Here is a 25,159-nt window from a genome sequence, read left to right as displayed (position 1 = left end):
ACGGCTCACGGCACGCTGGACTCGGGCGTCAGGTCGAACTCCCACTCGAAGGAGCGGCCCCACGGCAGGAAGGCGTCCTTCAGGGTATAGGCGTTGCCCACCCGCAGCGGGAAGAACTCCCTGGCCAGCGTGAACAGCTGGGTCTGTGCGTCCTGACCGGCCAGCGCGGATTCGGGCAGAGATTTACGCAGCAGGGCCCGCACCTGGGCGCTGTAGATCACGTCGTTGGCGTACTCGCGGGCCAGCAGGGCGTCCTGGCGCACGGCGCTGCCACCGTCCAGGGCGAGTTTCGCGTGGGCCAGGGCGCTGCCCAGGTTGTTACCGGGCGTGCCCCACGCGGCCAGAGCTTGCAGGTTCGCGGTCTGGCGCAGGGTGCTCAGGTCGGCCCACAGCCGGGGGTTGCCGGTGTTCACCTGCGCCACGTCGGCCACGGCGACCCGCTGCGAGCGCAGCAGCGTGCTGATCCGTACGGCCGCCCGGCGCGGGTCGCCGCCGTTGTACACATACAGCGTCAGATCGGCACCGCCCGTGTCCACGACTGTGAAGCCGCTCCCGTGCGCGTGATTCACGGCGCTCTGGGTCAGGGGAATGCCCTCATAGCGCATGACGGCCTGCGCGGCCTTCGGGTCGCTGTACTCCACGCGCACGGTGCGCGCCTGCGGCGACAGGGCCCGCGCCGCGAGCATGGACAGCACCTCGTCCGCGCCGGGATACACGCGCACGTTGGCGGGGATGTCCTTGGCCAGCGCGGCCCCCTCGGCCGGCGAGGGGCTGCCGGGCAGCGCGTCGTCCCATGTGACATGCAGCTCTGAGAACACACCTTCGCGAGCCCACGCGATCATGGCCCGCACGACCTCCAGGTTCCGGGCCCGGTCCGTGGCATCCGGCTCGCGCGGCAGGGTGATGAAGGCGTAGACCGGCTGGCCGGTGCGGGCATGCCACGCCCGGATCAGCTCCAGCCGGGTCAGGGCCTGCGCCGCCGTCAGCGGGCTCGTGCGGGACTGCACCAGCCCCCCGTACGCCAGGGCGTCCAGCGCCACGACCAGCGGGCCGCTCACGGGCTGCGTCTCCAGCCATGCCCCCAGGGCCAGCGGATCGGCCGCACGGGTGGCCGTGCCCAGCAGTTCGGTCGGCGGCACCTGCGGCGAGCCGCCGCCCAGGCCCGCGATCAGGGCGGGCAGGACGCGGGTGGCCGGACGGGAATCGAGTGGAATCAGCGACTGGGCACTGGCCGCGCAGGACGCGAACAGCACGCAGATCGACGTGAGGGCAACGGCAGACCGCATGGCGACCAGCGTAGGCAACGAACGTGAGGAGTCCCCCGGATGCCCCCACCACTCTCCCCCGGCGCAGCATGTGTAAGCCTCCACGCACATCTGTCCTGCCCCGCCCGGCGTACGTTAGGGCGTGACCGTGACCGACCTGTGGCGACTCGCGTGGCGTGGCCTGACCCGCCGCCGCGTCCGGACTCTGCTGACCGCACTGGGCATCACGGTGGCGGTGGCCAGCATGGTGATCTTCCTGTCGCTGGGCGAGGGCATCCGCAAGGTGTTCACCCAGCAGCTCGGCGGCATCGGGCCAGACATCCAGGTCAGCCTCAGCGGCTTCACGCAGGGGCTCGCGCCCGCCCCCAACCTCCCGCAGACGGCCGTGCAGGACATCCAGGCGCTCGCGCCGGAACTGGGCATCCAGGCGGTCACGCCGGTCGTGATGACCGTGCGCGGCAGTCTGGACGTCTCGCAGAGCGCCGTCCTGTATGGGCTGCCCGCCGCGCAGGGCGTCACGGCCGTGTTCCCGAACACCACCATCACGCAGGGCCGCCTGCTCACGGCCGCCGACGAGGGCCAGGGGGTCGCCGTGATCGGCGCGAAGGCCGCGCAGAACCTGAACCTGAAGCTCGGCAGCCAGCTCAACCTCAACCGCCGCAACCGCGTGACCGTCGTGGGCGTGCTGGCACCGGAATCCGGGCTGGTGGACTCCTTTATCTTCCTGCCCATCCAGACCCTGCAACGCGCCGAGGGGGCCCAGGGCCGCGTGTCGCTGATCGCCGTGAAGCTGAACGATCCCCGGCAGGCCCGCCGCGTCGCCACGGCCCTCGCGGAGCGCCTGAACCTGGAGGCGTCCACGCAGTCGGACTTCCTGAGCTTCGTGGAGCGGGCGCTGAAGATCAGCGACGCCGTGCGGTTCGGGATCTCGCTGATCGCCCTGATCGTCGGCGGGCTGGCGGTGGCCAACACCGTCATGATGGGCGTGTACGAGCGCATCCGCGAGTTCGGCACGCTGCGGGCCATCGGGGCGCGGCCCGCCTTCGTGCGGGCCCTGGTGCTCAGCGAGAGCCTGCTGCTGGCCCTGGTCGGCGGCGTGGGCGGCCTGCTGCTGGGACTGGCAGGCATCTGGGGCGTGAACGCCTACACGCAGCAGCTCGCCGGAATCGACGCCGCCGCCCTGACGCCGCGCCTGACGCTGCTGGCGCTGGGGATCAGCCTACTGCTGGGCCTGCTCTCGGGTCTGCTCCCGGCCCGCGCCGCCAGCCGCCTGAACATCACCGACGCCCTGGGGAGGGTCTGATGACGCACGCCACCACCATCCCGCACATCGCCACGCCCGGGCCGCACCCCACCCTGCACGTCGAGCAGCTCAGCCGGATCTATCCCAGCGGCGACGGGCAGGTGCAGGCGCTGGCCCCGCTGACGCACACCTTCCCCCCCGGCCTGACCGCCGTGGTCGGCCCCTCGGGGAGCGGCAAGAGCACCCTGCTGAACCTGCTGGCGGGCTTCGATACGCCCACCACCGGCAGTGTCCGGGTGGGCGACACCGACCTGACTGCGCTGACCGAGACGCAGCGGGCCGACTTCCGCCTGAAGCACTACGGCTTCGTGTTCCAGAACCACAACCTCGTAAGTATCCTCACGGCGCTGGAGAACGTCGAGTTTCCGCTGACCCTGGCCGGCGTGCCTGTGCGCGAACGCGCCGACCGCGCCCGCGCCCTGCTCGCCCGGGTGGGCCTGGAGAAACGCGCCGGGCATCTCCCCTCCCAGCTGTCGGGCGGCGAGGCCCAGCGCGTGGCGATTGCCCGCGCCCTGGCCGGCAATCCGGGGCTGCTGCTGTGCGACGAGCCCACCGGCAACCTGGACAGCAAGACGGGCGAGATGGTACTGGCCGAGCTTCAGGACGCCGCGAGGCAGGGCCGGACGGTGGTGCTGATCACCCACGACCGCGACATCGCCGCGCTGGCCGACCACCATCTGCAGGTGCGGGACGGTGTTGTCGGGGTGGTGGACTGAAGCGTTCCTTGAATCTTCCGGCCGCCCTGCCCCGGCTGCGCCACACTGCCGCATGAACCTGCAAGACGCTCTAGCCGCCCTGACCACCTCGCTGGAGTCGCTGAACCGCGACGACGTGACCATGACGCCCCGCGTGGACGGGGACGAATTGACCGTTACAGTGCGCTCGACCGATGTCGATGCCCTGCGCGGCTTCGATGTGGTGGCGCAGCCCCTGCCCAGCGAGGAGCGGACGCCTGATGACCTCGCCCATGACATCACCGAGGTCGTCGAGCGCGAACTGATGTACGGCCAGCTCGCCGCCACCGACGAGGCCGGCGAGTTCAAGCGCATCGTGGTGTAGGGCGGCTCTGTGAAGCCCCTGGGAGTTCCAGGGCGACCGCGACGCTTCAGGCAACGCCGATGAAGGCGGCCAGTCGGTTCAGATCCGGTGGCGTTCCCTGCGAGGTGTCTACCCTCAGCACAGGTACTCCCACGTCTACGGGCTCCTCGAAGTGAGCCCAGCGGCCCGGATTTTCCTCCAGATCGGCCATCAGGTCGGCGTCCCGGTGCGCCGGATGCCGCTCGCTCTGGGCACGGGCGCGGAACCGGGCATGGGCGATCTCGCGGGGGCCGTACAGTGGATGATGTTCACGTCAGCCCTGTCAAGAAGTGCTCGCACCTCTGGCACGCCTGCCGTGTGGTGGACGCTACCTTCCGCGACCACGTTCACGCCCGCGTCCAGCAAGGCGTGTAGACCGGCATAGTACGCGCCCCAGTGCGCGACCGGAACCTGTGCCCGCAACGTCGGCTGCTCCGTCCACGCATCCCACAACCGCTCCTTGAACTCGTCCCGCGACAGACGAACCCAGCCCAGTGTGCCAGCCAGACGGGCAGCCAGGGTGGTCTTGCCGCTTCCAGGCGCACCAGTGACAAGAACAAGCCGGGGACGGACACTCATGTGTGCGCTGCACTCAGCAGCGCCATCCGCTTCGATACGCGCCACGGGCCAGCCGCCAGTCTGTCCTCCAGCAGCCGGGTCAGCACCGCCCGCCCGCGTTCCTGCTGGCCCTCGCCCAGCCGCTGCCACGCCATCAGGCTCTCGATGTATGCCAGGACGGGCGCGGCCTCGGTGAACACCAGGGCCGAGTCTGTCAGCGTGACGTGGACATTCCCGAACGCCTCCCGTACCCAGGCCTCGCCGTTCACCTCCGAGAACGCGGTGGCGAAGTCGCCCCGCGTGCGGCTCAGGGCGGTCAGGGACGGCTCGCTGCGGGCAGCCTCGTCGGTCAGTGCCCACAGCTGGGCCATGTACCCGTCCGTGTTCGTGACGGCCAGGAACCGCCCACCGGGCCTGAGCACCCGCCGGAACTCGCGCAGGGCGTCCGGCACGCTGGGCACGTGGTACAGCATGTGCCGGGCCGTGAGCACGTCGACACTGGCATCCACGACGGGCAGAGCGTCGGCACTGGCCTGCACGTACACCACGTCCGGGTGCGCGGCCTGCGCGGTCGCCACCATGCCGGGGGACAGGTCGGCTCCGGTCAGCGGGCCAGTGTGCCCCTGCTGTCGCAGCCGTCCCAGGAATCCACCGGGGCCACAGCCGACATCCAGCACGCGCTCGGTGCCGGTCAGGGCCAGGGCGGCGTCCACGGCGGGCTCCAGTTCCGGCCCCACGGTGTACCGCTCGTGCGTGAGCATGCGGGTGCGCAGGTGCGCGTCCGTGGCGTACTGGGCGGCCACGTCGGTCGGGTTGCGGGCAGTCATGGGCGGAGTATAGGAAGAGGGAGCCAGCGCGGCTCCCTCATTTCAGCGTTGTGGTGTGGTCAGGCCTGCGGCGCGGCGGGCGTGGGCTGCTCGCCCCGGATGCCGGCGATGGTCGCCTCGACCAGTTCGCGGAACCCGCCCCGGTGCATGGCGGTCAGCAGCTCGAGGGTCTTGGCGGCGCCGCCCTCGAATTCGAAGCCCGTCTCGTTCAGATGGCAGCCGTTCATGGCCGTGCCGCCCGTCCCGGAATACACGAGAACGCACCCGTTGAAGGTGCAGCCCGTGAACTGCGTGTCGTCGATCTCGATACGCTTTTTGGTGAAGGTCTGGTTCTCGATCACTTTCATGCAGGAGAGTCTAAAGGTCGGAGGGTCGAAACGTCTGAACGCTCTGCCGTGGATGGGCAGAGCGTTCAGACCTTCAGTCATTCGGACGTGTCGTCCGCTACTTCCCGACGAACACGGCCGTCGTCAGGCCCGGCACCGTCACGGCCGTGCCTGCATAGCGGCTGGTCTTGACGACAGCATCCGTGCTGGCGGCCAGCACTGGGTGCAGTGTGAGGTTCAGGCCTGCCAGAGCCGGATCGCTCAGGGTCACCGGCTGACCGCTGCCGTTGAACACCACGACGATGTTCCGGTACGGATTCGTGGGGCTGACCGCGCCGCTGAGCTTCAGGGCGATCACGCCGGGCTGCTGCTGGGGGCCGGTGTTCAGGAAGCTCAGGGCCTGCTGCACCTGCGCGGCGGTGTCCAGCCGGAACAGGGTGCTGGAGTAGCGCACCCGCAGCATCTCGCGGTAGTGGTCGAAGGCGCGCGCAATGTCAGTGGTCGTGGCCTTCATGGCCGGGTTGCCCAGGATGCCCTTGTACAGCGCCCAGTTCCCACTGTTCTTCTCGGCGGGCGGCAGCCCCTTGCCGAAGCCGTTGGTCTTCAGTGACCAGTCCAGGGTGTTGAACCAGTCGCCGCTGTTGTAGCTGTCGGTGTCGAAGGACTTGCTGCGCAGGATGTCGTCGCCGGCGTAGCTGAAGGGCAGGCCCTGGCCCAGCAGGACGACCGAATGAGCCAGATTCTGCATGCGGGTGCGCTGGGCCGGCGTGGCAGTGGCCGGGGCCTTGAGCAGCACGGCGTCGTACAGCGTCTGATTGTCGTGGGCGCTGACGTAGGTGATGGCCTCGCGGGGGCTGGCGGCGTAGCCGGTGGGCTGGCCGTTATAGTCCACCTGTCCCCCCGTGACCACCTTGCCCGTGGCATCGGTCAGTTTGTAGTCGCGCAGGTTGCCGGTCAGGCCGATCCGCACCTGATCCGCGAGCTTCAGGGCCTTTGCCCTGTCGGTGTTCTGCGGCTGGCCGTTGGGCAGGGTGAACAGGCCGGTGGCGAAGCCCTGATCCTGGAGCCCGCCGAAGGGGTTTCCGCCGCGCACGGCATCCCGGACGCGGTCGTTGAAGGTACCGATGCCCTGGCCGTACAGGTTGCCCTGCGTGGCGTTCACGCCGCGGGCGTTCTTCTGCACCTCCCCGAAGTCCCAGCCCTCGCCGTACAGGTAGATGGCCCTGCCGTCCACGCCGTCTTTCTGCACCGTCAGGGCGTCCAGGGCCTTCCGGGCGGCCTGCATGTCCGCGACCATGTGGTGGCCCATCAGGTCGAAGCGGAAGCCGTCCACCCGGTACTGTTTCGCCATCACGACCAGGGTGTCCACCATGAGTCTGCGCATCATGGCGTGTTCGGTCGCCGTGTTCGAACAGCATGTGGAATTCTCGACGGTACCGTTCACGTTCAGGCGGTGGTAGTAGCCGGGCACGATCTTATCCAGCACGCTGCGGTCGGACTGTCCGCTGGCGGCAGTGTGATTGAACACCACGTCCTGCACGACCCGCAGTCCGGCTCCGTTCAGGGCCATGACCATCTGGCGGTACTCTTTCGTGCGCTGGGCCGGATTCACGGCGTAGCTGCCCTCGGGCACCATGTAGTGGTACGGGTCGTAGCCCCAGTTGTAGGCGTCGGCGTCCTTTACGCCGGTCACGGCCTTCTGCTGCTCCTCGCTGTCGGGCGGGAAGGTGCTCAGGTCGGGCGTGGCCTTCCACTTCGACTTCTCCTCCTCGATGGTGGCGATGTCGAAGGTCGGCAGCAGGTGCACCGCCTTCAGACCTGCGTCGGCCAGGGCTTTCAGGTGCTTCATGCCCGCGCTGCCCGCCTGCGTGAAGGCCAGGTACGTGCCGCGCTGGGCAGCAGGCACGGTCGGATCGGCGGCGCTGAAGTCGCGCAGGTGCAGCTCGTAGAAACTCAGGTCGGAGGCCGAGCGCAGCGCGGGCTTCTTCAGGGCGTCCCAGCCGGCGGGTTTCTGGGCAGCTTCGTTCAGATCGGTCAGCACGCTGCGGGTGCTGTTCAGGGTCAGGGCCACGCTGTAGGGATCGGTCACGAGGTTCGTCTCGATCTTCCCGGTGCTGGGCGCGAAGACCTTCACCTCGTAGCGGTAGGGCAGGCCGCGCCAGCTCTGATCCCCGGCGGCCGTCCACACGCCCCTGGCGTCACGGGTCATGGCGACGGTGCGCTCGTTCGTGCCGTCGGGATTGCTGAGCCTGAGCTTCACGTCCTGGGCGGTCGGGGCCCACAGGCGCACGGTGGGCCGGCTGCCCTGCCACGTCACGCCCAGCGGCCCGTCGTAGGCGGCCAGCTCGTCCAGGGCCCATGCGGTCTGCACGCCGGTCGCGTCCAGCACCGTGCCGTCGGGCATGACGCTGCTCACGGCGAGCTGCCCGCGCAGGGCGGCGGCCACCTTGCCCCGGTCTTCGGCCCGCACCTGCACCAGCCGGTAGCCCGCCAGATACGGCACGCGCGCCTTCTGGGCGGCGCTCAGGCCGGCGGGCACCTCCTCCAGCGTGATCGTGTCGCCGCCCGACACGCCGTCTGCACCGAGCTTCAGGCTGGCGTCCGGTGCAGCGTGCAGGGTCAGGAACGCGCCCGGCTGCACGAGTTCCGGTTTCACGGCGATCTGGTACGCGCCCAGCATGATCGCCTGCTGCCGCGTCAGGTCGCCCACGGTTCTGACGCTGGTGTCGGGCTTCGTGGTGTTCACGGTGGCGTTCCCGCTCACGATCCACGCCTGGGTGCCCTGCTCACGGGTCAGGATCATGTCCGGCCCTGGATCTTTCTCGTCGCCCTTGTGCACGATGAACCCCAGTTTCTTCCAGTCGGTCTTCATGGGCACGTCCCAGTACACGCCAAAGGAGTTCGTACCCGTCTGGTTCAGCGGTTTGCTCCACTCGACCGTCGCGGTGGTGTCCTCGAAGGCGTGCAGGCCCCAGCCGTCGTACTTCCCGTCGGGGCGGAAGTAGTTGATGCGTACACTGCCGGTGGGCACGGGGGGCTCGTTCAGGGCAGCAGGAGCGCCATACACGAAGTCCGCCTTGCCGCTCGTCACCGTCACTTCGTTGCCCCTGGTCGGATCGGCGAAGAGGTCGGGGCCCGGATCCTTCTCGTCGCCCTTGTGGACGATGAATCCCAGTTTGGCCGCGCCGGCCTTCAGGGGCACGTCCCAGTACGCGCCGCCCGCGTCCACGCCGGTCTGCGGCAGGGGCTTGTCCCACGCCACCGTGGCCGTGGTGTCCTCCCACACGTGCAGACCCCAGCCGGTGTACTGCCCGTCGGGGCGCACGTACCGCACGCGCAGCACGTTTGCTGCGATGGGCGGGGTGGTGGTGGCCGGGGATGCGGTGGCCGGAGCCGCCGGAGCTGGAGCCGGGGCGGCAGGCGCAGCCTGGGCCATGGGGGCCTTCGTCGCGTCCACGTTCAGCGCCGCGCCCTTCGCGTAGGCCACATTCGCACTGCCCGACTTCAGGAACAGCTCTCTGCCCCTGCTCAGGTCAAGGAACATGTCCGGGCCGGGATCCTTGGTGTCGCCCCTGTGGACGAGGAATGCGACCTTCCGGGCACCCGCCTTGAGGGGAACGTCGAAATACACGCCCCAGTCGTCCTTCCCAGCCTGCGCGAGGGGCTTCTCCCAGGTCACTGTGGCGGTGGTGTCCTCCCAGGCGTGCAGGCCCCACCCGGCGTACTGGCCGTCGGGGCGCTGGTAGTGGATGCGGGCGGTGTCCGCCGGCAGGGCGGTCTGCGCCGTGGCCGAGGCCAGCAGCGCGAGCGTCAGGAGCGTCGCAGGTCGTTTCATAGGTGTGGCCCAGAGTGTAGCGGGCGGCGCGGTTCGGGGTCTGTCTCAACTCCTCTTGACGTCCGGCACACCCGGCCTGGCCCCGGGGCCCGCAGGATGCCCCCATGACTGGCACCGGACACCGCAGCGACGAGACCCACGACACCCCCCAGGAGAACCACAGCGACGCCGAGAGCCTGCGCCGCGTCCCCACCGACTACGAGGATCGCGGCGTCGTGCAGGACAGCCCCGGCAACCCCGACATCGGTATCGAGCACGGCAACCCCAACCGCGAGATGGATGACGCCGACGACGACACCAACGGCCGCACGCTGGACGACGACCTGACGGCGAAGGACTGAGGCCGGGTGCTCCTCTCGCCTACACTGCGCCCATGACAGGCAAGGCCATTTCCTCTGACGACCGCGCCCGGCTCGATCCGGTGTTCATGCAGGTGGTGCTGGACGTGCAGGCCCAGCTCCAGCAGACCGCGCCCACCCAGCCGGGCAATCTGGCGGCCATGTTCCACAAGGAGACCATGTCCGACGGTCTCCAGGGCTGCGCCATGCTGATCGCCGGCTGGAACCAGGGCCGCGTGGACGACGCCGGCATGGCCCGCGCCGTGAAGGCCCTGCGGGCGCTGGAGCTGCCGGAACTGGCCGACCGGGTCGAGAAGCTCCGGGAGATCGACGGGGCGTGACGCACCCCATATGGGAAGCGCCGGAACCCGACTGGATTCCGGCGCATTCTTGGTGCTCGGGATGGGACTTGAACCCACACGGTTGCCCACACGCCCCTCAAACGTGCGCGTCTACCAATTCCGCCACCCGAGCACAGGGGTGTCTGAGGAGCGGAAGTAATACTAGGGGCACCCCCCGGCGGTGTCAAGCCAGACGATGGGGGCGGGCAGACCACACCGTCGGACGGGCCGCCCCCGGCACAGTGCCTGTGAGCCATCCATTGTCCGGTCTTGCCGCGGCTGCCCCCTGCACTGGTGACCGGCACTGCGTTCCAGCTGAGGGGTCTCCGGCCGCCACGTCACGGGTACCCTTCGACGTGGCGGCGGAATGCCCACCTGATCCGTGCTGAATCTGAGACACGCCCGTCTCGCCTTGACCCGCGGCCCTTCTGCCGTGGTATGTTCACGTTTGCCGCCGTCAGCGGTCAGGCCCGCCGGAAGGCGGATTTTGCCGGGCTGCCGCGTGCGGGACTTCCAGCAACACGAGAGGTTCATCATGATCGACAAGAAACAGACGGTTCAGGAACACGCCAAGCACGACAAGGACACCGGCGGCACGCACGTGCAGATCGCGCTGCTGACCGCCCGGATCAACAACCTGGCGGCGCACCTGAACGAGAACAAGAAGGACAAGCACGGCCAGCGCGGCCTCCAGCTGATGAACGGTCAGCGCCGCCGCCTGCTGAAGTACCTGGAACGCACCAACTACGACGAGTACATCGCCCTGACGGATCAGCTCAAGATCCGCCGCGGCCAGCGCATCGTCCGCTGAACCCCGGAACCACGAACCGCCGCCCGGCAACGGAGCGGCGGTTTTTTATGTGCCAGTCAGCGGTCGCCGTCGGCGGGCAGGCCGCGATTCGGCACGGTGCGCCAGTTGCCGCCGGGCACGGGGACAGCTCCGTGCTGGCCCAGACGATCCGTGCGGGCGTACACGTAGACCCACGCGGGTTCGGCCTGTCCATCCACCTGCACCGTGACCTGCTCCCGGGTGTACAGAGGGGGGGTGTCGTGGAGCCCTTCCAGCGCGTCGAGGAAGGGCAGGGCACGGGGCCATGCGGCGGGATCGTAGGTCAGGACATGCCCGGTCACCGTGTCGTCCTGGGTGCCGGGGACGACGCCGGGGTACGCCTCGGGGCGCAGGTCGATCAGGCGGTAGCCGCGCAGGGTGGCCGACCGGGCGTGGAAGGCACCGCCCTGCCGGGCCACGTGCTCGTTGCGCTCGCCGGGCATCAGGGTGCCGTACACGAAGACGGCGGTCAGGGGCAGGATGTCCGGAAAAGTCATGCGTGACGTTATAGCCGCTGGCCCTGTGGCTGGTGGTAGTACACCCGGCCGACCACCGTCACCTCCTCGGGCTTGGCGGGCGGGTGATCCGGGTTGTCGCTGGTCAGCCACAGCGCCGGCCCGAAGCGGCGCAGGCGCTTGACCGTCAGGCCCAGGCCGGGCACGTGCAGCACGTAGATCCGGCCCTCACGCAGGTCGAGATCGCCGGTGTCGACATAGATCCGGTCACCGGGGCGGATGCCACCGGCCTCGGTGGTCATGGAGTCGCCGCCGACCTCGAGCACGAGCATGCCGGGGCGGTGGTCACGGGCCGGCACGAGTTCGTGGTCGATGATGCTTGCCTGATCCTCGGTGACGGGCAGCCCGGCGGTGGCGAGCGCCCGCACTGGAACGCGCACAAGCTCCAGGGCGGTCAGCACGTCCTCGCCGGGGGGCGGCCCGAGCAGGGGCAGGCCGGTGCGGGCGACCCACTCGCCGGCCGTGATGTCCAGGGCCCGGCGTAGGGCGTCCTGCCGCGCCGGAGTCAGGGCGTGCAGAGGCCGCGTCCCGGCCTCCAGCCGGCTCAGATATGACTGGGTGATGTGGGTGTCCGGCCCGCCGTGGTCGCGGGTGGCCTCGCTGATCTCGGACTGGCGCAGCCCGAGGGACGTGCGGTGGGAGCGGAGCCACGCGGGAATGCCAGAATCCTGGGTCGGTGGCATGGGGAGCAGTGTAGCGGGAGCGATGAGACCGGAATGAATCTCGGACACTTGAAATATGTCTGTAGTCATACTAGGGTGGCCTCCTGATTCTGTTCCCACCAGAATCACCCAGGAGGTCATCATGTCTGACGCCGCTCCCCTCACCTCCGCCCTGCTCCAGTGGCTGCCAGCCCTGGCCACCGCCTTCGTCGCCGGCACCGTGACCCAGCTGGCCCGGCAGCTCGCTGCGCCCGGTGCCCTGCACCTGCGTTCCACCCTGGCCCTGGCGGTCGCGGCCGGGATCGCGGCCCTGAGCGCCGTGGCGCTGCTGGCCGTGACCCTGCCGGACGGGGCCTCGCCCGCGCTGCTGCTGGCGGCGGCGTGCGTGACCGGCTGGAGCGGCCCTGGCCTGCTGTCCCGCCTGGGCATGCTGGTCGAGCGCCGCCTGGGACTGCCGGGAGCGAGTCAGCCCTTCGATCCGCCCAGCGACACGGGGGCCAGCGCCGGCACCGCTGGCGACGACTCGCGGTGAAGCCGTCTACCGAATGTTCTCAGGGCCGACACATCCCACCCGACCAGGCGAGCGCAGGTGCCGCTGGGACGGCCCTTCCGGGGTGTGATCCGATGTGTGCTGTGCCGCCGGTGCCGGAGCGCGGCGCGTCAGATCGCAAGGGCCACCACACACCGCCGGATACGCACAGAGCAGAATGCGGTATGAACCCTGAGTCTGCCCGCCCGGGGCATCGTATGTCGTCCCTCGTCCGCCCCGCCATGCTGTGCGTGACCGTGCTGCTGGGCATTCCAGCGCAGGCCGGCAGCCCCGCGCAGCCGGCTCCGACCCTGGCCCAGGCGACCAGTCCTGCCGCGCCGGCCACACCGCGCCGCACCACCCCGACCTCTGACCTGACCAGCGCCGAGGAGAAGACCCTGGCCGCCCTGTTCACCAAGGTGAGGCCAGCATCGCTGCGGATCGAGCAGTGCCCCCCCACCAACTGCACGGAACCGAATGGCGTCGGTTCCGCCGTGCTGATCTCGGCGGATGGACTGGCGCTCACGGCCTACCACGTGATCGCCAAGGCCCGCGCCCTGAGCGCCCAGACCGTCGACAAGAAGCGCTACGCCGTCACGGTGGTGGGCTTCGACGAGCAGCGGGATCTGGCGCTGGTCAAGGTGAACGTGCCCAGCGGCACGCCCTTCCTGAAACTGACCGCGACGGCGCCCCGCGTGGGCGACATCCAGCTGGCGGTCGGCAACGGCAACGGGGCGTTCCTGCGCTCCAAGACCGGCCGCCTGACCGCCCTGGACGCGGACGCAGGCCGGGCCGACTTCCCGCCGGGCACGCTGGAACTCGACGCCCCGCTGATCCCCGGCGACAGCGGCGGCCCCATCGTGAACGCGAAAGGGGAACTGGCGGGCATCGTGAGCTACATCCGGCTGGCCGGCTCGCCCCGCAATCCGATCTACCGCTCCTATGCCGTGCCGGTCACCACCACGAACGCGCTGGTGGCCGAACTGAGAACCGGCGTGAAGCGGGACGCCCCGCAGATCGGCGTGGGCCTGGCCTCGGCCTTCCTGCCGGCCTTCACGCTCGACGCCGAGGGCTTCAAGCTGCTCAGCGACGCCCTGAAGCTGGGGGACACGCCGGGAGCCTTCTTCACCAATGTGACCGCTGGCAGCCCCGCCGCCAGGGCCGGCCTGAAACCCCTGCGCCTGAATGCCGATCAGGAGCGTGAATCCGGCGACATCGTGACCGAGGTGAACGGGAAACGCGTGCTGAACTTCAGCGATTTCCAGTACGCGGTGCGCTCCTACAGGGTCGGGGATACCGTCACCCTGACCGTGCTGCGCGATGGCAAGACCCTGAAACTGCCGCTCGTCCTGACCGGCAGCACCCAGATCAACAACTGAACATGGCAGGAGGTGAGGCCGGTAGGACGCCGATCGTCCGCCGGCCCTGCTCGTTGATCAGGGAAGTATTGCGGCAGAATACGCCGTCCCAGCCAGCACACCCGCCATCCACAACGCACCGAATCCGTCGTCCAGCACAGATCGAAACAGCCGCCCCATCTTCATCCTTCATAAACGCCTCTTGACAATTATGCTTTAAACAGAATAATGCGGGTATGGACACCCTGAAAAAAGCAGGAGCGATGCTGGCCCACCTCGACCTGTTCCACACCATGCTCGACCTGCGGAGCCTGCTCCAGCTGGCCGCGCACATGGAGGAACGCGGCGACCGGGTCACGCTGATCAGCGCCGAGACCATCACGCTGGTGGGCCAGGGCATGACCAGCGAGCCGGCGCTGAGCACCAGCAAGGGCGCGACCATCCAGGCCGCGACCGCCTACCGCGTGCTCCAGGGGCTCAAGGGCCACGACGCGCCCGAGTACGCCGTGACCCGTGAAGAACTGTCGGCCCTGAACGCCCGCGCCGTCACGGAGCTGGAATCCGGCGACGCCCTGCGGGCCTTCGCGGAGACCCTGACCCGCGTGACCGCCACCCCGGACGCCGCCCAGGAGCGTCCCGGCCGCACCGCCCGCCGCAGCCCCGAGAACGAGACGGCCGAGGCTCCGGCGGCGTAACTGCCGGCAGGGTTCCCCGGAGCTGGTCGCGGCGTGTGTCCCGGCCAGCTCCTGTCTTGAGACAACCTTCATGTGTGGCTGCCACACTGACCCGTGCGCGTTCTGCTCCTGCTGGGTGCCCTGCTGACCTCTACGGCTGCCGGGGTCATGCCCGCCGCAACCCTGCTGGCCGCCGGGCAGTACGCCCAGGCATACGACGCCGCCCACGCCGCCGGAAGCGATCTGGCCGCCAGCGACGCCGCCCTGGCCGAGGCGCTGTATCACGCGGCCGATCCGCAGGTGTGGCTGGAGCGGGCTGTCACGGCCGGACGGGCCGCCATCCGCACGGCCCCAGACGATGCCCGCGCCCACCTGACGCTGGGCACAGCACTGTGCTCGCAGGCCGCGCGGGGCGGCTTCACGCTGGGGGCCTACCAGCTGTCCAGGGCGTGCCGCGACGAGTACGAGCGCAGCCTGATCCTGAATCCAGGCCTCACCGAGGCCAGGGCAGCGCTGGCCCGATGGCACTCGGGGGCGTGGGTGAAGGCCGGCGTGATCGGCGGTGGCCGTCCGGACACGGCCCGCACCCTGGCTGCCCACGCCCAGGCCCAGGCCCCGGACAGCGTGCGCGTGCTGGTGCAGGTCGGTCTGGTCGCCGTGGATCTGCGCGATGACGCGTGGGCACGCAGCACCTTCCGGCAGGCCCTCGCCCTGAGCCCGGACGGTGCCCAGGAACGCGACCTCCAGGCCGTGGCCCGCGCGGCGCTGGCCCGGCTGCCCTGAGGCCCGTCCGCCACGATTGATAGGCCGGTTCCGGCACAGTCCGCGCGGCGCGGCTATCCTGAAGGGTATGACCGTTCCCGGCCCCACGCCGCTCCCCGTTGCACCCGGCGACACGCCGGACGTGGCACCCAACTTCATCACCGAGATCATCGACCGCGACCTGCACAGTGGGAAGGTGCCGCAGGTCGTGACGCGCTTTCCGCCCGAGCCCAGCGGCTACGCCCACCTGGGGCACGTGTTCGCGTCGTTCCTGGACTTCCAGACCGCCGCGCAGTACGGCGGACGCTACCACCTGCGCATGGACGACACGAACCCCGAACTCGCCACGCAGGAATATGTGGACGCCATTGCCGACGACCTGAAGTGGCTGGGCTGGGACTGGGGCGACCACTTCTACTACGCCAGCGACTACTTCGACCGCTACTACGCCTACGCCGAGCAGCTCGTGCGTCAGGGCGACGCCTACGTGGACTCGGTCAGCGCGGACGAGATGGCGCGGCTGCGCGGCGACCCCCGCACGCCCGGCACGCCCAGCCCGTACCGTGACCGCACGCCGGAGGAGAATCTGGGGCTGCTGCGCCGCATGAAGGCCGGCGAGTTCCCGGACGGCTCGCACGTGCTGCGGGCAAAGATCGACCTGGGCAGCCCGAACATGAAGCTGCGCGACCCGGTGCTCTACCGCATCCTGCGCGGGCACCACTACCGGCAGGGCGACGCGTGGTGCATCTATCCCATGTACGACTTCCAGCACCCCCTCCAGGACGCCATCGAGGGTGTCACGCACTCCATGTGCAGCCTGGAGTTCGTCGACAACCGCGCCATCTACGACTGGCTGATGGAGACGCTGAACTTCGAGCCGCGCCCGCACCAGTACGAGTTCGGGCGGCGCGGGCTGGAATACACGATCACGAGCAAGCGCAAGCTGCGCCGGCTGATCGAGGGCCAGCACGTGACCGGCTGGGACGACCCCCGGATGCCCACACTGCGAGCCCAGCGCCGCCTGGGCGTCACGCCCGAGGCCGTGCGGGCCTTCGCGGCGCAGATCGGCGTGAGCCGCACCAACCGCACGGTGGATCTGGCCGTGTACGAGAACGCCGTGCGCGAGGATCTGAACCACCGCGCCCCCCGCGTGATGGCCGTGCTCGATCCCATCCCCGTGACGGTCGCGGGGCTGGACGCCCAGACCCTGAGTCTCCCCTACTGGCCGCACGACGTGGTGGCGGGCTCGCCCGACGGTCTGGTCGGAGTGCCCGGCGGCGGTCGTGTGACCCCCGAGCAGGCCGTGCGCGACGTACCCATCGGGCCAGAGCTGCTGATCGAGCGCGAGGACTTCAGCGCCGCGCCGCCCAAAGGCTACAAACGGCTCACGCCGGGCGGCACGGTGCGGCTGCGCGGGGCGGGCATCATCCGGGCCGACGCCTTCGACACCGCTGCCGACGGCAGCGTGACCCACATCCACGCCACCCTGCTGGGCGAGGGCGCGAAGGCCTCCGGCGTGATCCACTGGGTCGATGCCGCGCACGGCGTCCCGGCCGAATTCCGCCTGTACGACCGACTGTTCCGCGTGCCCAATCCTGAAGGCGAACACGTGGACGATCTGGAACCCGCCGCCGACCCCCACTTCGACCCCGATGAGGCTGCGCTGGAGGACGGGGCGGCCCCGGTCGACGCGGGCTTCCTGCGCTACCTGAATCCGGACAGCCTGAAGGTCACGCGTGGCGTGGTGGAACCCAGCGTGCTTGGCGACCCACCGGACACGCGGTACCAGTTCGAACGCCAGGGCTACTTCTGGCGCGATCCGGTGGACAGCCGGGAGGACGCGCTGGTCTTCGGGCGGATCATCACGCTGAAGGACACGTGGGGACGGGGGGCCGAGGGCAGAGAGCCGAGGGCCGAGAGCAGAGGGCAGAGAGCAGAGGGCACCGCGCCAAAAGTCGAGGGGAAAGCGGCAGAGACGCGGGTGGTCACGCTCAGCCCCGAGCAGGAGCAGGACGTTGCCCGCCTGACCGGGCTGGGCGCAGCGGAGGCGGACGCACGGACGGTGGCGCGGGATCCGCTGCTGCTGGCCTTCCTGGGGACGGCCGTCCACGACGCCACCTTCGGGCAGGTCGTGTCGTGGACCGTGAACGACCTGGCGCCGGGCCTGCGGGCGGGTGAGGTACGGGTGGAGGCGGCGGCCCTGGCCCCGCTGGCGGCGCGGCTGGCGCAGGGAGCCGTGACCATGCGCGTGGCCCGCACCGCGCTGGCCCAGGCCGCCGCGAGTGGCGACGCGCCGCTGGACGTGATCGAGCGCGAGGGGCTGAACGCCGGGGTCAGCGGGGACGATCTGGCCCGCGCCGTGGCAGACGCGCTGGCGGCCCATCCGGACCGGGTCGAGGCCTACCGTGCCGGCAAGACTGCCCTGAAGGGCTTCTTCACCGGGGTGGTCATGCGGGCCACCGGCGGCAAGGCCGAACCGCAGGCCGTCGCGGCGGCGTTGGACGCCGCGCTGGAGGCAGCCCGGTAAGGTCTGCGGCACCGACCCCGACGCCGTCCGCGCATTCGGGCGGCGTCCTGCGTGCCGCGCGTTTAGAGTGTGTTCATGAGACTGTTGACGCTGATGCTCGCCGGATCGCTCGCCGTGTCTGGCGTGGCCTCTGCCCTGACCCTCCAGCCGGCCCGCGTGGTCACCGTGCCGGGGGCCGACACGGACGCCGCGTGGCCGCTCACGGGTGGCCGCTGGGTCGTGTCGGCCGACAATGCCGTGATGGTGCTCGGGCCTGACCTGAAGGTGCAGCGGGCGTGGCACACCCTGCAGGGGTCAGTGCGCGCCCTCGCGGTCAGCCCCCAGGGCACCCGGGTGGCCGCCATGACGCGGGATCGCTGGGCGGTGTGGGATCTCGCCACCGGCGCCGAGCTCGGCCGTGGGCTGATCTACGCCGACAACGTGGGGTTCGACGAGGCCGGCAACCTGCTGGTCGTGTACGACGGCGCCCTGCTGCGCAATACCCTGACGGCCGGCCCGGAGCGCTTCGAGGCGCTGGACGTGGGCACCACCTGGGAGTATTTCGCCGCCTCTCCGGACGGCACACAGGCCGTGCTGATGAACGCGGACATCGCGCAGCTCGTCCGCCTGTCGGACGGCGAGGTGCTGGCCGAGGCGACCCTGTCGGACGACACCGACGGCCTGGGGGCCACCTTCAGCCCCGACGGGCAGGCCGTGGTCGTCCGCACGGGCAACGAGGCCTTCATCCTGCGCGCCGGCGAGGACGCCACCGACATCGAGGACGGCAGCGACCTGGGCACGGCCACGAGCAGCGTGTACTTCACCGGGAACGACCGCTTCGTGTACGTGGGCGGCGTGCGTGGCCAGACCTACGACGCGCTGACCGGCGAGACGGTGGGCGAGCGCTTCAGCGTGCCGTCCAGCGGGGGCGTGGCGCGGGGACTGAACGGCACGTATCTGGCGCTGGGGCGCGGCGTGGCCCGCTTCAATCCGGCCACGCGCACCGAGCAGAACCGCACCGTGCTGGTGTCCTCGAACACATGGCTGGGGGCCTTCCTGCCCGACGGGAAGTTCTACGCGGGGGTGAACGACCTGCGTGCCGTGCAGGACGGTGCCCGGCTGAACGTCGGGCCGCTGGACGACCTGCTGGATCTCGCGGCCAGCGGGGGCCGCGTGTGGACGCTGAACGGCCTGACGGTGCGCGTGACCGAGAACGGCCGCATCCGGTCGCTGGCCACCCTGGACGAGGATGCCGAGTACGACACCATCGCCGCCACGCCCGACGGCACCGTGGCGGTTGCCAGCGGCTACTACGGACTGGCCGTGCTCAGCGCCCGCACCGGCAGGGTGCTGAGCAGTGTCAGCTCGGACGAGCTGGACATGGAGGACATCCACGCGGCGATCCCCACCCCGGATGGCCGCGCCGTGCTGATCGTGCCGCACGAGGGCCACACCATGCGCTACGACGTGGCCACCGGACGCCTGACCACCGCCTTCCGCCTGCCCGGTGGGGTCGGGGCGACCACGCTCCAGGCCACACCGAGCGGCACCCTGGCCGTGGGGTACACCACCGAGGACGACGAGGAGAGCATTGCACTGATCCGCCCCGGCGCGACCACCCCGTACCGGTCGCTGCCCGTGCCCGACGGCGTGCAGTCGATGCGCTTCAGCCCGGACGGCAAGCTGCTGGCCGTCCTGACCTACGGCGAGGGGGCGGCGCTGCGGATCTACGACACGGTCAGCGGTGCGCTGCTGACCTCGGGCGGCCCACTGAACTCGACGACCGACCTGCTGGTGTGGTCGAGCACCAGCCGGCAGCTGCTGGTCGGCTCCGGCGTGCTGGGCAAGCCCGGCAGCGCCACCGTGTACAACGTCCTGCGCTGAGCAGGGCGGAACAGAACGGCCGGGGATTCGCGTCCCGGCCGCCTCTCTGTCATGTGCCGGGCTACGCCTGCGCGGGCTGCCGCAGGGCCAGCGCGGCCCCCAGCAGCAGCACGGCGGCGCTGACGCCCAGCCCCAGGCGCAGGCCGCCGGCCGTGTCGGCCAGAGCGCCGGTCAGCAGCGGCCCCATGACCTGCCCGGCGGCGAACAGCACCGTGAACGCCGCGATGCCCCGCGCCCACCCCTGCTCCGGCAGCACCCGGCGCGTGATGATCGTCGTGAAGGTCACGACGGCCAGGAAACTCACGCCGAACAGGATGCCCGACGTGAACAGGATCATGGGGTGGATGCTCAGCAGCGGCAGGGCCGCGCCGGTCGCCAGGGTGAGCATCTGCACGGCCATGGCGCGGGCACCGGGGGCATGGGTGGCCAGGGATCGCCACACCACCGGACTCACGACGACCGCCGCCCCCAGCACCGCCCAGAACGGCGTGACCAGCGCACCCGCCCCGCTGGCCCGCAGGAACGCGACGATGAAGGTCATGTACGCGATGTACCCGACGCCGAAGCAGGTGTACGCGGCCAGCGTCCACGCCAGCGGTTGGAGCGGCGCCGTGGCCTGACCGGCGGCGCCACTGGTTCCCCGATCTGGGAAGCGGCTCAGCGGCCGCAGCGTGAGCAGCAGACACGCCAGCGACGCGGCGCCCAGACCCACCCATGCGCCGCGCCAGCCCCCGGCCAGCATCGGCGGCAGCAGCAGCGCCGAGAGCATGATCCCGATGCCGCTGCCGCCGTAGAACACGCCGAGCAGCAGGGCGCTGCGCTCCGGATGGCTCCGGGCCGCCAGCGCCGCCAGCCCGCCCCCGCTGACGAACACCAGCGCCCCGCCCACGCCGGCCAGCAACCGCAGGGTCAGGAGCGCCCCGCTGTGGGCCGTCAGCGCACACAGCAGCAGCGACACGGCCGTCAGAAGCAGGCCGCCGGTGAACACGCGCTTCAGGCCCAGCCGGCCCGCCAGAGCGGTGGCTGCCACGGCCCCCAGCAGGTACCCCAGGGCGTTCGAGGCATTCATGGCCCCGGACAGCGTGAACGACCAGCCCAGATCCGAGCGCATGACCGGCAGCAGCAGCGCATAAGCGAAGCGGGCGAAGCCCAGCGCCACGGCGCCGCCCAGGGACAGGGCCAGCATGTCCAGCAGCGCCCCCACGGCGGACGCCGGTTCGCGCGGGGGCACGGTCAGTTCAGCATGCGGCCGCCCGACGCGCCGCCCTGCTCCATCATCGCCTCGGCCTTGCGCAGGTGATCCTGCAACGTCACGTGCCAGTCGTCGCTCTCGGGGGTGCTCGCCAGGGCCTGCTGGGCGTGGGCGTACGCCGCCGCCGGATTCGGAAAGCCCTGCTGGGCCATCACGTCGGCGGCCATCTGGTGGCCGGTGACCCAGTCGCGGCTGTCCGGCGCGGCCTCCCGGATCACGCGCTCGTAATGCTCCAGGGCGTCGTCCAGCTGGAAATAATCCATGGCGACACTGCCCAGCACCAGACTGGCGGGCACGACCGCGCCCTGTGCCAGCGCCTGTTCGGCTTCCAGCTGGGCCTCCTGAAGGCGGCCCAGGCGGTAATCGCATTCCGCAATATCGGCCAGCACCTCGGGGTGGTAGGGGTACTCGGGCTCGCCCAGCACGCTCTCCAGGCGCTCGCGGGCCTCCACGGGGCGGTCGAGATCCAGCAGCGCCACGCCGAGTTCATGGTTCGCGTAGGGCCGGTCGGTGTCGCCGGCCAGGGCCAGGGCCGCGCTGAAGGCCTCCAGCGCCTCCTCCTGGCGGCCCAGCTGCGTCAGGATCTGGCCACGCACCAGCGAGACGCCGTAGCTGGGATCGCCGTGCTCGCGTTCCAGGCGGTCGGCCTCGCGGATCATGTCGAGCGCCGCGTCGGGCTGGCCCAGATTCAGCTGGGCCTGGGCCCGCAGGTAGTGCCACGTCGCCAGTCCCAGGGCCTCGTCCTCGCCGGGCTGGACCGGGTACAGGGGCCGGGCCTGATCCAGCACCGTCTTGGCATTCGCGGGCTGCCCCTGCTGGATCAGCAGCGCCGCCTGTTCCTGGAGCATGGTGGCCCGGTCGACGCCCTGGGCCAGATGGGCCGCCTCGGCGTACAGCAGCACGGCGTCAGAGGTATGCCCCAGCTGCTCCTGCGCGTCGGCCTGCCACGACCGCAGCCGCCAGCGCAGGTGCTCCGGGAGTTCGGTGCTGGGCAGATCCACGTCCAGCGCCTCCTGGTGCCGGTCGGACAGCGCCAGCGCACACAGGGCGTGATACCGCGCCAGGGGATCGGCCGCCGCCACGGCCGAGGCGGGCGGGGCCGCCGCGTCCGGGCCACGGGTGCGCGCGTCCAGTTCGGCCGAGAGCGCCTGGTACAGCGGATCGCTGCGCAGGGCGGGATTCAGGGTGCGGGCTTCCTGCAACGCCGCACCCAGGGGGTCGGTGGCGGCGTCGCCGTACAGGGTGTGCATACTGCCCACGTACAGGGCCAGCCGGGCACGGACGTCCCGGCTGGCCTCGTTCATGGCGTGCTCCAGCACGTCGAAGGCCGTGTCGTACTCGCTCCTGGCGAGCGCCGCAGAGGCCTGGTGCCAGGTGGTGGCCGCGTCAATCATTCTTCCCCAGGATAGCGCCTGCGGGCCGGGTTCCAGAGTGACGTGGCGTGCCCTGTGAACTGCGCCTGTGAACCGGCCTGCCTCAGCCGGTGACCAGCCGCAGCAGGCCCCACACGGCCAGCACGGCCCCCACCACCAGGAGCGCGACCAGCGCCGGCAGCAGCCACGGTACCTGCCGTTGCAGCCGCGCCGAGCGGGCCCGGGCATCCGCCAGCACCGGGGCGGGCAGCCCCCGCGCCGCGTAGGCCAGCAGCGCCGGCACCAGCACCAGGTCGTCGCCCAGGCCCAGCAGGGGCACCGCGTCGGGCAGCAGATCCACAGGACTCAGGGCGTACAGCAGCGCTCCCGCCGCCAGCCACCGCGCCCGGTCCGGCGTGCGCCGGTCGCGGATCGCGTACAGCAGCGCCAGCGCGTCGCGCCAGATGGGACGAAGGCGGGCCAGGACAGGAGACAGCATCACGCGGGTGGATACGCGGGCTGGATGGTCGGGGTTCCGCCTGGCTCTGGCCCCGCGTACCGGAGCCTGCTACACTCGATCCTTGCAGCGGCTCCCCAGCCAGGACGGGCCGCCCGGAGGTCAACGAAACCAGACTCGCCCCGGCGAGCCCACGTGTACCGCGAGGACACGTCCACACAGACGGGAACACGCATCAGGCATACCTTCCACCCCTTCCGCGGGGTGCGTGCCGACTGCCCTGCCCGTCCGGTTTCTCCCTCCGGCCCCGGGTGTGTTCCCGTGTCATCCCCGCGCCGCCCGGATGTGCTACAGTCCCTGTTTGGTGACCCGCCCCGAGCGGCGGGCTTCGGCAGTGAAGTTCAGTGGCTTACGTCTCCTGGCAGCGTTCCGGAGCGTGGCAAGGCAGGAGAGACCCATGTTTGCAATCATCCAGACCGGCGGAAAGCAGTACCGCGTCTCCGAGGGCGACGTGATCCACGTCGAGAGCCTTCAGGGCGAGGCGGGCGACAAGATCGACCTCAAGCCCCTGTTCGTGGGCGGTGACCAGGCGCTGTTCGGCGACGCCGTCGGCAACTTCGTCGTGAACGCCGAGGTCGTGCAGCACGGCCGTGGCCCCAAGATCTACATCCGCAAGTACAAGAGCGGCGTGCAGTACCGCCGCCGTACCGGCCACCGCCAGGACTACACCACCCTGAAGATCGTCGGGATCAAGGGTTAAGGGGAGGCTGAACTCAGATGGCACACAAGAAAGGCGTAGGTTCCTCCAAGAACGGACGTGACAGCCAGCCCAAGATGCTGGGCGTCAAGAAGTTCGGCGGCGAGGTCGTGAAGGCCGGCAACATCCTGGTGCGTCAGCGCGGCACGAAGTTCAAGGCCGGCGCGAACGTCGGCATGGGCCGTGACCACACCCTGTTCGCGCTGGAAGCCGGCAAGGTCGTGTTCACCAACCGTGGCCGCACCGGCCGCTTCATCAGCGTCGAAGTGCCCGCTACGGACCTCGCGGCGGACTGAGTCCGGACGCCCGTTCCCAGGCCCTGCCCGCGAGAAGGGCAGGGCGTTTTTTCTGTTTCCCGCCGGCCACGCGGTCTTTTCCGGCAGATCTAACATGAGCAGCACAACACAGAGGTAGAACCATGGCGTTTCGTGACGTACTGAATATCGAGGTGAACGCCGGCAATGGCGGCGACGGCAGCATGAGCTTCCACCGGGCGAAGTACATGGAGAAGGGCGGCCCGGACGGCGGGCACGGCGGCAAGGGCGGCGACATCATCCTGCGGGCGATCGAGGGCGTGGAGTCGCTGGAGCGGCTGCTGGGCCGCCGCAAGTTCAAGGCCCCCAACGGCGCGTACGGCGAGGGAAGATTGCGCCAGGGGGCAGACGGCGAGGACGTGTTTATCGACGTGCCGGTGGGCACCACGGCCTTCGACGAGGACAGCGGCCGGGTGCTGGCCGATCTGGTCGCGGTGGGGCAGGAAAAGATCATCGCGCGGGGCGGGGCAGGCGGACGCGGCAACAGCACGTTTACGAGTTCCACGCGACAGGCTCCACGCTTTGCCGAGCTGGGTGTGCCTGGCCAGAAGCGCCGCGTGCGGCTGGAACTGCGACTCATCGCCGACGTGGGCCTGGTCGGCTACCCGAACGCCGGGAAGAGTTCGCTGCTGGCGGCGCTGTCGCGGGCCAATCCCATGATCGCGGACTACCCCTTCACCACGCTCTCGCCCATCCTGGGCGTGGTGGCCCGCGAGAACCGCGACGAGCGCTTCACGATGGCCGACATCCCCGGGATCATCGAGGGGGCCAGCGAGGGCAAGGGCCTGGGCCTGGAGTTCCTGCGGCATATTTCCCGCACGCGCCTGCTGGTGTACGTGCTGGACGTGACCCGCAACCCCGTGGAGGAGCTGCGGGCCCTCCAGGCCGAGCTGTCGGCCTACGATCCGACGCTGCTGGAGAACGTGGCCCTGGTCGCGCTGAACAAGGTGGAACTGGTCGACGCGGACATCGCCAGCATGGTCGAGGACGAACTGGCCGAGTTCGGGCTGCCGGTGCTGAAGACCAGCGCCAAGGAAGGGCAGGGGCTCGATGCCCTGCGCGAGACGCTGTTCCAGATGATGCCGGCCTTCGAGCTGTGGACGGAACGCCACGCGCTGGAACTGGAGCCCGACACGGTCGTCGAGGAATCCCTGCGCATCGAGTTCCGCATCGACCCGGCGGCGCGCGGCGTGGGCCTCGTGAGCGACGGCCAGCCCGAGCGCGTGTGGGCCGTCCACGGCGGGGGCTTCGAGGCCCGCATCACGCGCTTTTCCCGCTATCTGGAGGACGCCTCGGAGTACCTGGGTGGCGTGTTCCGGCGTCAGGGCCTGTACAACGCCCTGAAACGGGCCGGCGCACGCGAGGGCGACACGGTGGAGATCGGTGCCCACCGCTTCGAGTACTTCGACGACGAGGACGTGCGCGGGTAGCGCCCGGC

Annotated in this window: 25 protein-coding genes and 1 tRNA gene; 15 read left to right on the top strand and 11 right to left on the bottom strand. The window is 70.2% G+C overall.

The window, feature by feature from the left end:
- Nucleotides 1-5: 5 nt before the first annotated feature.
- Nucleotides 6-1,286, bottom strand: coding sequence for a DUF4127 family protein (locus U2P90_RS06610; protein WP_322474293.1), 1,281 nt, complete (start codon nucleotides 1,284-1,286; stop codon nucleotides 6-8).
- A 121-nt stretch (nucleotides 1,287-1,407) separates the two neighbouring features.
- On the opposite strand from U2P90_RS06610, the gene U2P90_RS06605 reads away from it, so the two are divergent.
- The 3 genes from U2P90_RS06605 to U2P90_RS06595 are packed head-to-tail and all read left to right on the top strand — an operon-like array spanning nucleotide 1,408 to nucleotide 3,627.
- Entirely contained in the window at nucleotides 1,408-2,568 is a 1,161-nt protein-coding gene (locus U2P90_RS06605; protein WP_322474292.1) for an ABC transporter permease, read from the top strand.
- On the top strand, nucleotides 2,568-3,284 hold the full coding sequence (locus U2P90_RS06600; protein WP_322474291.1) for an ABC transporter ATP-binding protein: 717 nt from the start codon (nucleotides 2,568-2,570) through the stop codon (nucleotides 3,282-3,284). The genes U2P90_RS06605 and U2P90_RS06600 overlap by 1 nt, the downstream gene beginning before the upstream one ends.
- A gap of 52 nt (nucleotides 3,285-3,336) precedes the next feature.
- Nucleotides 3,337-3,627, top strand: a complete 291-nt coding sequence (locus U2P90_RS06595; protein WP_322474290.1) for a hypothetical protein — start codon at nucleotides 3,337-3,339, stop codon at nucleotides 3,625-3,627.
- A 189-nt stretch (nucleotides 3,628-3,816) separates the two neighbouring features.
- On the opposite strand, the gene U2P90_RS06590 is transcribed toward U2P90_RS06595, so the two are convergent.
- The 4 genes from U2P90_RS06590 to pulA form a co-directional block, all read right to left on the bottom strand.
- Nucleotides 3,817-4,224: an AAA family ATPase gene (locus tag U2P90_RS06590; RefSeq protein WP_322474289.1), complete on the bottom strand. Its 408-nt coding sequence runs from the start codon at nucleotides 4,222-4,224 to the stop codon at nucleotides 3,817-3,819.
- Nucleotides 4,221-5,030, bottom strand: a complete 810-nt coding sequence (locus tag U2P90_RS06585; protein ID WP_322474288.1) for a class I SAM-dependent methyltransferase — start codon at nucleotides 5,028-5,030, stop codon at nucleotides 4,221-4,223. Before U2P90_RS06585 ends, U2P90_RS06590 begins: the two co-directional genes overlap by 4 nt.
- A gap of 59 nt (nucleotides 5,031-5,089) precedes the next feature.
- Nucleotides 5,090-5,377, bottom strand: coding sequence for a hypothetical protein (locus tag U2P90_RS06580; protein WP_322474287.1), 288 nt, complete (start codon nucleotides 5,375-5,377; stop codon nucleotides 5,090-5,092).
- Between the two features lie 97 nt (nucleotides 5,378-5,474).
- Complete coding sequence (pulA, locus tag U2P90_RS06575) at nucleotides 5,475-9,191, bottom strand: pullulanase-type alpha-1,6-glucosidase (protein WP_322474286.1); 3,717 nt, start codon at nucleotides 9,189-9,191, stop codon at nucleotides 5,475-5,477.
- Between the two features lie 104 nt (nucleotides 9,192-9,295).
- Between pulA and U2P90_RS06570 the strand changes: the two genes are divergently transcribed.
- Entirely contained in the window at nucleotides 9,296-9,532 is a 237-nt protein-coding gene (locus U2P90_RS06570) for a hypothetical protein (protein ID WP_322474285.1), read from the top strand.
- Nucleotides 9,533-9,564: 32 nt separating this feature from the next.
- Nucleotides 9,565-9,870, top strand: coding sequence for a hypothetical protein (locus U2P90_RS06565; protein WP_322474284.1), 306 nt, complete (start codon nucleotides 9,565-9,567; stop codon nucleotides 9,868-9,870).
- Between the two features lie 50 nt (nucleotides 9,871-9,920).
- Here U2P90_RS06565 and U2P90_RS06560 read toward each other — a convergent pair.
- Nucleotides 9,921-10,003, bottom strand: a tRNA-Leu gene (locus tag U2P90_RS06560).
- Between the two features lie 402 nt (nucleotides 10,004-10,405).
- Between U2P90_RS06560 and rpsO the strand changes: the two genes are divergently transcribed.
- Nucleotides 10,406-10,681: a 30S ribosomal protein S15 gene (gene rpsO, locus U2P90_RS06555; RefSeq protein ID WP_295817273.1), complete on the top strand. Its 276-nt coding sequence runs from the start codon at nucleotides 10,406-10,408 to the stop codon at nucleotides 10,679-10,681.
- A gap of 56 nt (nucleotides 10,682-10,737) precedes the next feature.
- On the opposite strand, the gene U2P90_RS06550 is transcribed toward rpsO, so the two are convergent.
- Nucleotides 10,738-11,196, bottom strand: coding sequence for a gamma-glutamylcyclotransferase family protein (locus U2P90_RS06550; protein WP_322474283.1), 459 nt, complete (start codon nucleotides 11,194-11,196; stop codon nucleotides 10,738-10,740).
- 8 nt (nucleotides 11,197-11,204) lie between these two features.
- Nucleotides 11,205-11,897: an XRE family transcriptional regulator gene (locus tag U2P90_RS06545; RefSeq protein WP_295817269.1), complete on the bottom strand. Its 693-nt coding sequence runs from the start codon at nucleotides 11,895-11,897 to the stop codon at nucleotides 11,205-11,207.
- 121 nt (nucleotides 11,898-12,018) lie between these two features.
- Between U2P90_RS06545 and U2P90_RS06540 the strand changes: the two genes are divergently transcribed.
- The 6 genes from U2P90_RS06540 (at nucleotide 12,019) to U2P90_RS06515 (ending at nucleotide 19,589) form a co-directional block, all read left to right on the top strand.
- A complete protein-coding gene (locus U2P90_RS06540; RefSeq protein WP_295817266.1) occupies nucleotides 12,019-12,408 on the top strand; it encodes a hypothetical protein in 390 nt (129 codons plus the stop codon).
- Between the two features lie 215 nt (nucleotides 12,409-12,623).
- Nucleotides 12,624-13,784 (top strand): S1C family serine protease, encoded by a 1,161-nt coding sequence (locus U2P90_RS06535; protein ID WP_322474282.1) that lies wholly within the window; start codon nucleotides 12,624-12,626, stop codon nucleotides 13,782-13,784.
- A gap of 215 nt (nucleotides 13,785-13,999) precedes the next feature.
- The gene (locus U2P90_RS06530) at nucleotides 14,000-14,458 is read left to right on the top strand and encodes a multidrug DMT transporter (protein WP_322474281.1); all 459 of its coding nucleotides are present in this window, start codon (nucleotides 14,000-14,002) and stop codon (nucleotides 14,456-14,458) included.
- A 93-nt stretch (nucleotides 14,459-14,551) separates the two neighbouring features.
- Nucleotides 14,552-15,220, top strand: a complete 669-nt coding sequence (locus U2P90_RS06525; RefSeq protein ID WP_322474280.1) for a hypothetical protein — start codon at nucleotides 14,552-14,554, stop codon at nucleotides 15,218-15,220.
- A 67-nt stretch (nucleotides 15,221-15,287) separates the two neighbouring features.
- A complete protein-coding gene (locus U2P90_RS06520) occupies nucleotides 15,288-17,726 on the top strand; it encodes a glutamine--tRNA ligase/YqeY domain fusion protein (protein WP_322474279.1) in 2,439 nt (812 codons plus the stop codon).
- Nucleotides 17,727-17,801: 75 nt separating this feature from the next.
- Complete coding sequence (locus tag U2P90_RS06515; protein WP_322474278.1) at nucleotides 17,802-19,589, top strand: WD40 repeat domain-containing protein; 1,788 nt, start codon at nucleotides 17,802-17,804, stop codon at nucleotides 19,587-19,589.
- Nucleotides 19,590-19,650: 61 nt separating this feature from the next.
- Here the strand turns inward: U2P90_RS06515 and U2P90_RS06510 are convergent, their stop codons facing one another.
- The 3 genes from U2P90_RS06510 to U2P90_RS06500 all read right to left on the bottom strand — a co-directional run bounded on the left by U2P90_RS06510 (nucleotide 19,651) and on the right by U2P90_RS06500 (nucleotide 22,692).
- On the bottom strand, nucleotides 19,651-20,820 hold the full coding sequence (locus tag U2P90_RS06510; protein WP_322474277.1) for a YbfB/YjiJ family MFS transporter: 1,170 nt from the start codon (nucleotides 20,818-20,820) through the stop codon (nucleotides 19,651-19,653).
- Between the two features lie 2 nt (nucleotides 20,821-20,822).
- A complete protein-coding gene (locus U2P90_RS06505) occupies nucleotides 20,823-22,235 on the bottom strand; it encodes a hypothetical protein (RefSeq protein WP_322474276.1) in 1,413 nt (470 codons plus the stop codon).
- Between the two features lie 82 nt (nucleotides 22,236-22,317).
- Nucleotides 22,318-22,692: a DUF1232 domain-containing protein gene (locus tag U2P90_RS06500; protein WP_322474275.1), complete on the bottom strand. Its 375-nt coding sequence runs from the start codon at nucleotides 22,690-22,692 to the stop codon at nucleotides 22,318-22,320.
- A gap of 415 nt (nucleotides 22,693-23,107) precedes the next feature.
- Here U2P90_RS06500 and rplU point away from each other — a divergent pair, with 415 nt between their 5' ends.
- From rplU to obgE, 3 genes are all read left to right on the top strand, one after another.
- Nucleotides 23,108-23,410, top strand: coding sequence for a 50S ribosomal protein L21 (rplU, locus tag U2P90_RS06495; RefSeq protein WP_295817239.1), 303 nt, complete (start codon nucleotides 23,108-23,110; stop codon nucleotides 23,408-23,410).
- Nucleotides 23,411-23,427: 17 nt separating this feature from the next.
- A complete protein-coding gene (gene rpmA, locus U2P90_RS06490) occupies nucleotides 23,428-23,703 on the top strand; it encodes a 50S ribosomal protein L27 (protein ID WP_295817238.1) in 276 nt (91 codons plus the stop codon).
- A gap of 122 nt (nucleotides 23,704-23,825) precedes the next feature.
- Complete coding sequence (gene obgE / locus U2P90_RS06485; protein ID WP_322474274.1) at nucleotides 23,826-25,151, top strand: GTPase ObgE; 1,326 nt, start codon at nucleotides 23,826-23,828, stop codon at nucleotides 25,149-25,151.
- Nucleotides 25,152-25,159: the final 8 nt, after the last annotated feature.

The sequence above is a fragment of the Deinococcus sp. AB2017081 genome (assembly GCF_034440735.1).
In the GTDB taxonomy this organism is placed as follows: domain Bacteria; phylum Deinococcota; class Deinococci; order Deinococcales; family Deinococcaceae; genus Deinococcus; species Deinococcus rufus.
This window is presented reverse-complemented; position numbering and strand designations above follow the sequence as displayed.

Excerpts from the sequence above, each read along its gene's own strand:
- U2P90_RS06610 (WP_322474293.1), bottom strand. The coding sequence starts at position 1,286 with ATGCGGTCTGCCGTTGCCCTCACGTCGATCTGCGTGCTGTTCGCGTCC.
- U2P90_RS06600 (WP_322474291.1), top strand. The coding sequence starts at position 2,568 with ATGACGCACGCCACCACCATCCCGCACATCGCCACGCCCGGGCCGCAC.
- U2P90_RS06595 (WP_322474290.1), top strand. The coding sequence starts at position 3,337 with ATGAACCTGCAAGACGCTCTAGCCGCCCTGACCACCTCGCTGGAGTCG.
- U2P90_RS06590 (WP_322474289.1), bottom strand. The coding sequence starts at position 4,224 with ATGAGTGTCCGTCCCCGGCTTGTTCTTGTCACTGGTGCGCCTGGAAGC.
- U2P90_RS06585 (WP_322474288.1), bottom strand. The coding sequence starts at position 5,030 with ATGACTGCCCGCAACCCGACCGACGTGGCCGCCCAGTACGCCACGGAC.
- U2P90_RS06580 (WP_322474287.1), bottom strand. The coding sequence starts at position 5,377 with ATGAAAGTGATCGAGAACCAGACCTTCACCAAAAAGCGTATCGAGATC.
- pulA (WP_322474286.1), bottom strand. The coding sequence starts at position 9,191 with ATGAAACGACCTGCGACGCTCCTGACGCTCGCGCTGCTGGCCTCGGCC.
- U2P90_RS06570 (WP_322474285.1), top strand. The coding sequence starts at position 9,296 with ATGACTGGCACCGGACACCGCAGCGACGAGACCCACGACACCCCCCAG.
- U2P90_RS06565 (WP_322474284.1), top strand. The coding sequence starts at position 9,565 with ATGACAGGCAAGGCCATTTCCTCTGACGACCGCGCCCGGCTCGATCCG.
- rpsO (WP_295817273.1), top strand. The coding sequence starts at position 10,406 with ATGATCGACAAGAAACAGACGGTTCAGGAACACGCCAAGCACGACAAG.
- U2P90_RS06550 (WP_322474283.1), bottom strand. The coding sequence starts at position 11,196 with ATGACTTTTCCGGACATCCTGCCCCTGACCGCCGTCTTCGTGTACGGC.
- U2P90_RS06545 (WP_295817269.1), bottom strand. The coding sequence starts at position 11,897 with ATGCCACCGACCCAGGATTCTGGCATTCCCGCGTGGCTCCGCTCCCAC.
- U2P90_RS06540 (WP_295817266.1), top strand. The coding sequence starts at position 12,019 with ATGTCTGACGCCGCTCCCCTCACCTCCGCCCTGCTCCAGTGGCTGCCA.
- U2P90_RS06535 (WP_322474282.1), top strand. The coding sequence starts at position 12,624 with ATGTCGTCCCTCGTCCGCCCCGCCATGCTGTGCGTGACCGTGCTGCTG.
- U2P90_RS06530 (WP_322474281.1), top strand. The coding sequence starts at position 14,000 with ATGGACACCCTGAAAAAAGCAGGAGCGATGCTGGCCCACCTCGACCTG.
- U2P90_RS06520 (WP_322474279.1), top strand. The coding sequence starts at position 15,288 with ATGACCGTTCCCGGCCCCACGCCGCTCCCCGTTGCACCCGGCGACACG.
- U2P90_RS06515 (WP_322474278.1), top strand. The coding sequence starts at position 17,802 with ATGAGACTGTTGACGCTGATGCTCGCCGGATCGCTCGCCGTGTCTGGC.
- U2P90_RS06505 (WP_322474276.1), bottom strand. The coding sequence starts at position 22,235 with ATGATTGACGCGGCCACCACCTGGCACCAGGCCTCTGCGGCGCTCGCC.
- U2P90_RS06500 (WP_322474275.1), bottom strand. The coding sequence starts at position 22,692 with ATGCTGTCTCCTGTCCTGGCCCGCCTTCGTCCCATCTGGCGCGACGCG.
- rplU (WP_295817239.1), top strand. The coding sequence starts at position 23,108 with ATGTTTGCAATCATCCAGACCGGCGGAAAGCAGTACCGCGTCTCCGAG.
- rpmA (WP_295817238.1), top strand. The coding sequence starts at position 23,428 with ATGGCACACAAGAAAGGCGTAGGTTCCTCCAAGAACGGACGTGACAGC.
- obgE (WP_322474274.1), top strand. The coding sequence starts at position 23,826 with ATGGCGTTTCGTGACGTACTGAATATCGAGGTGAACGCCGGCAATGGC.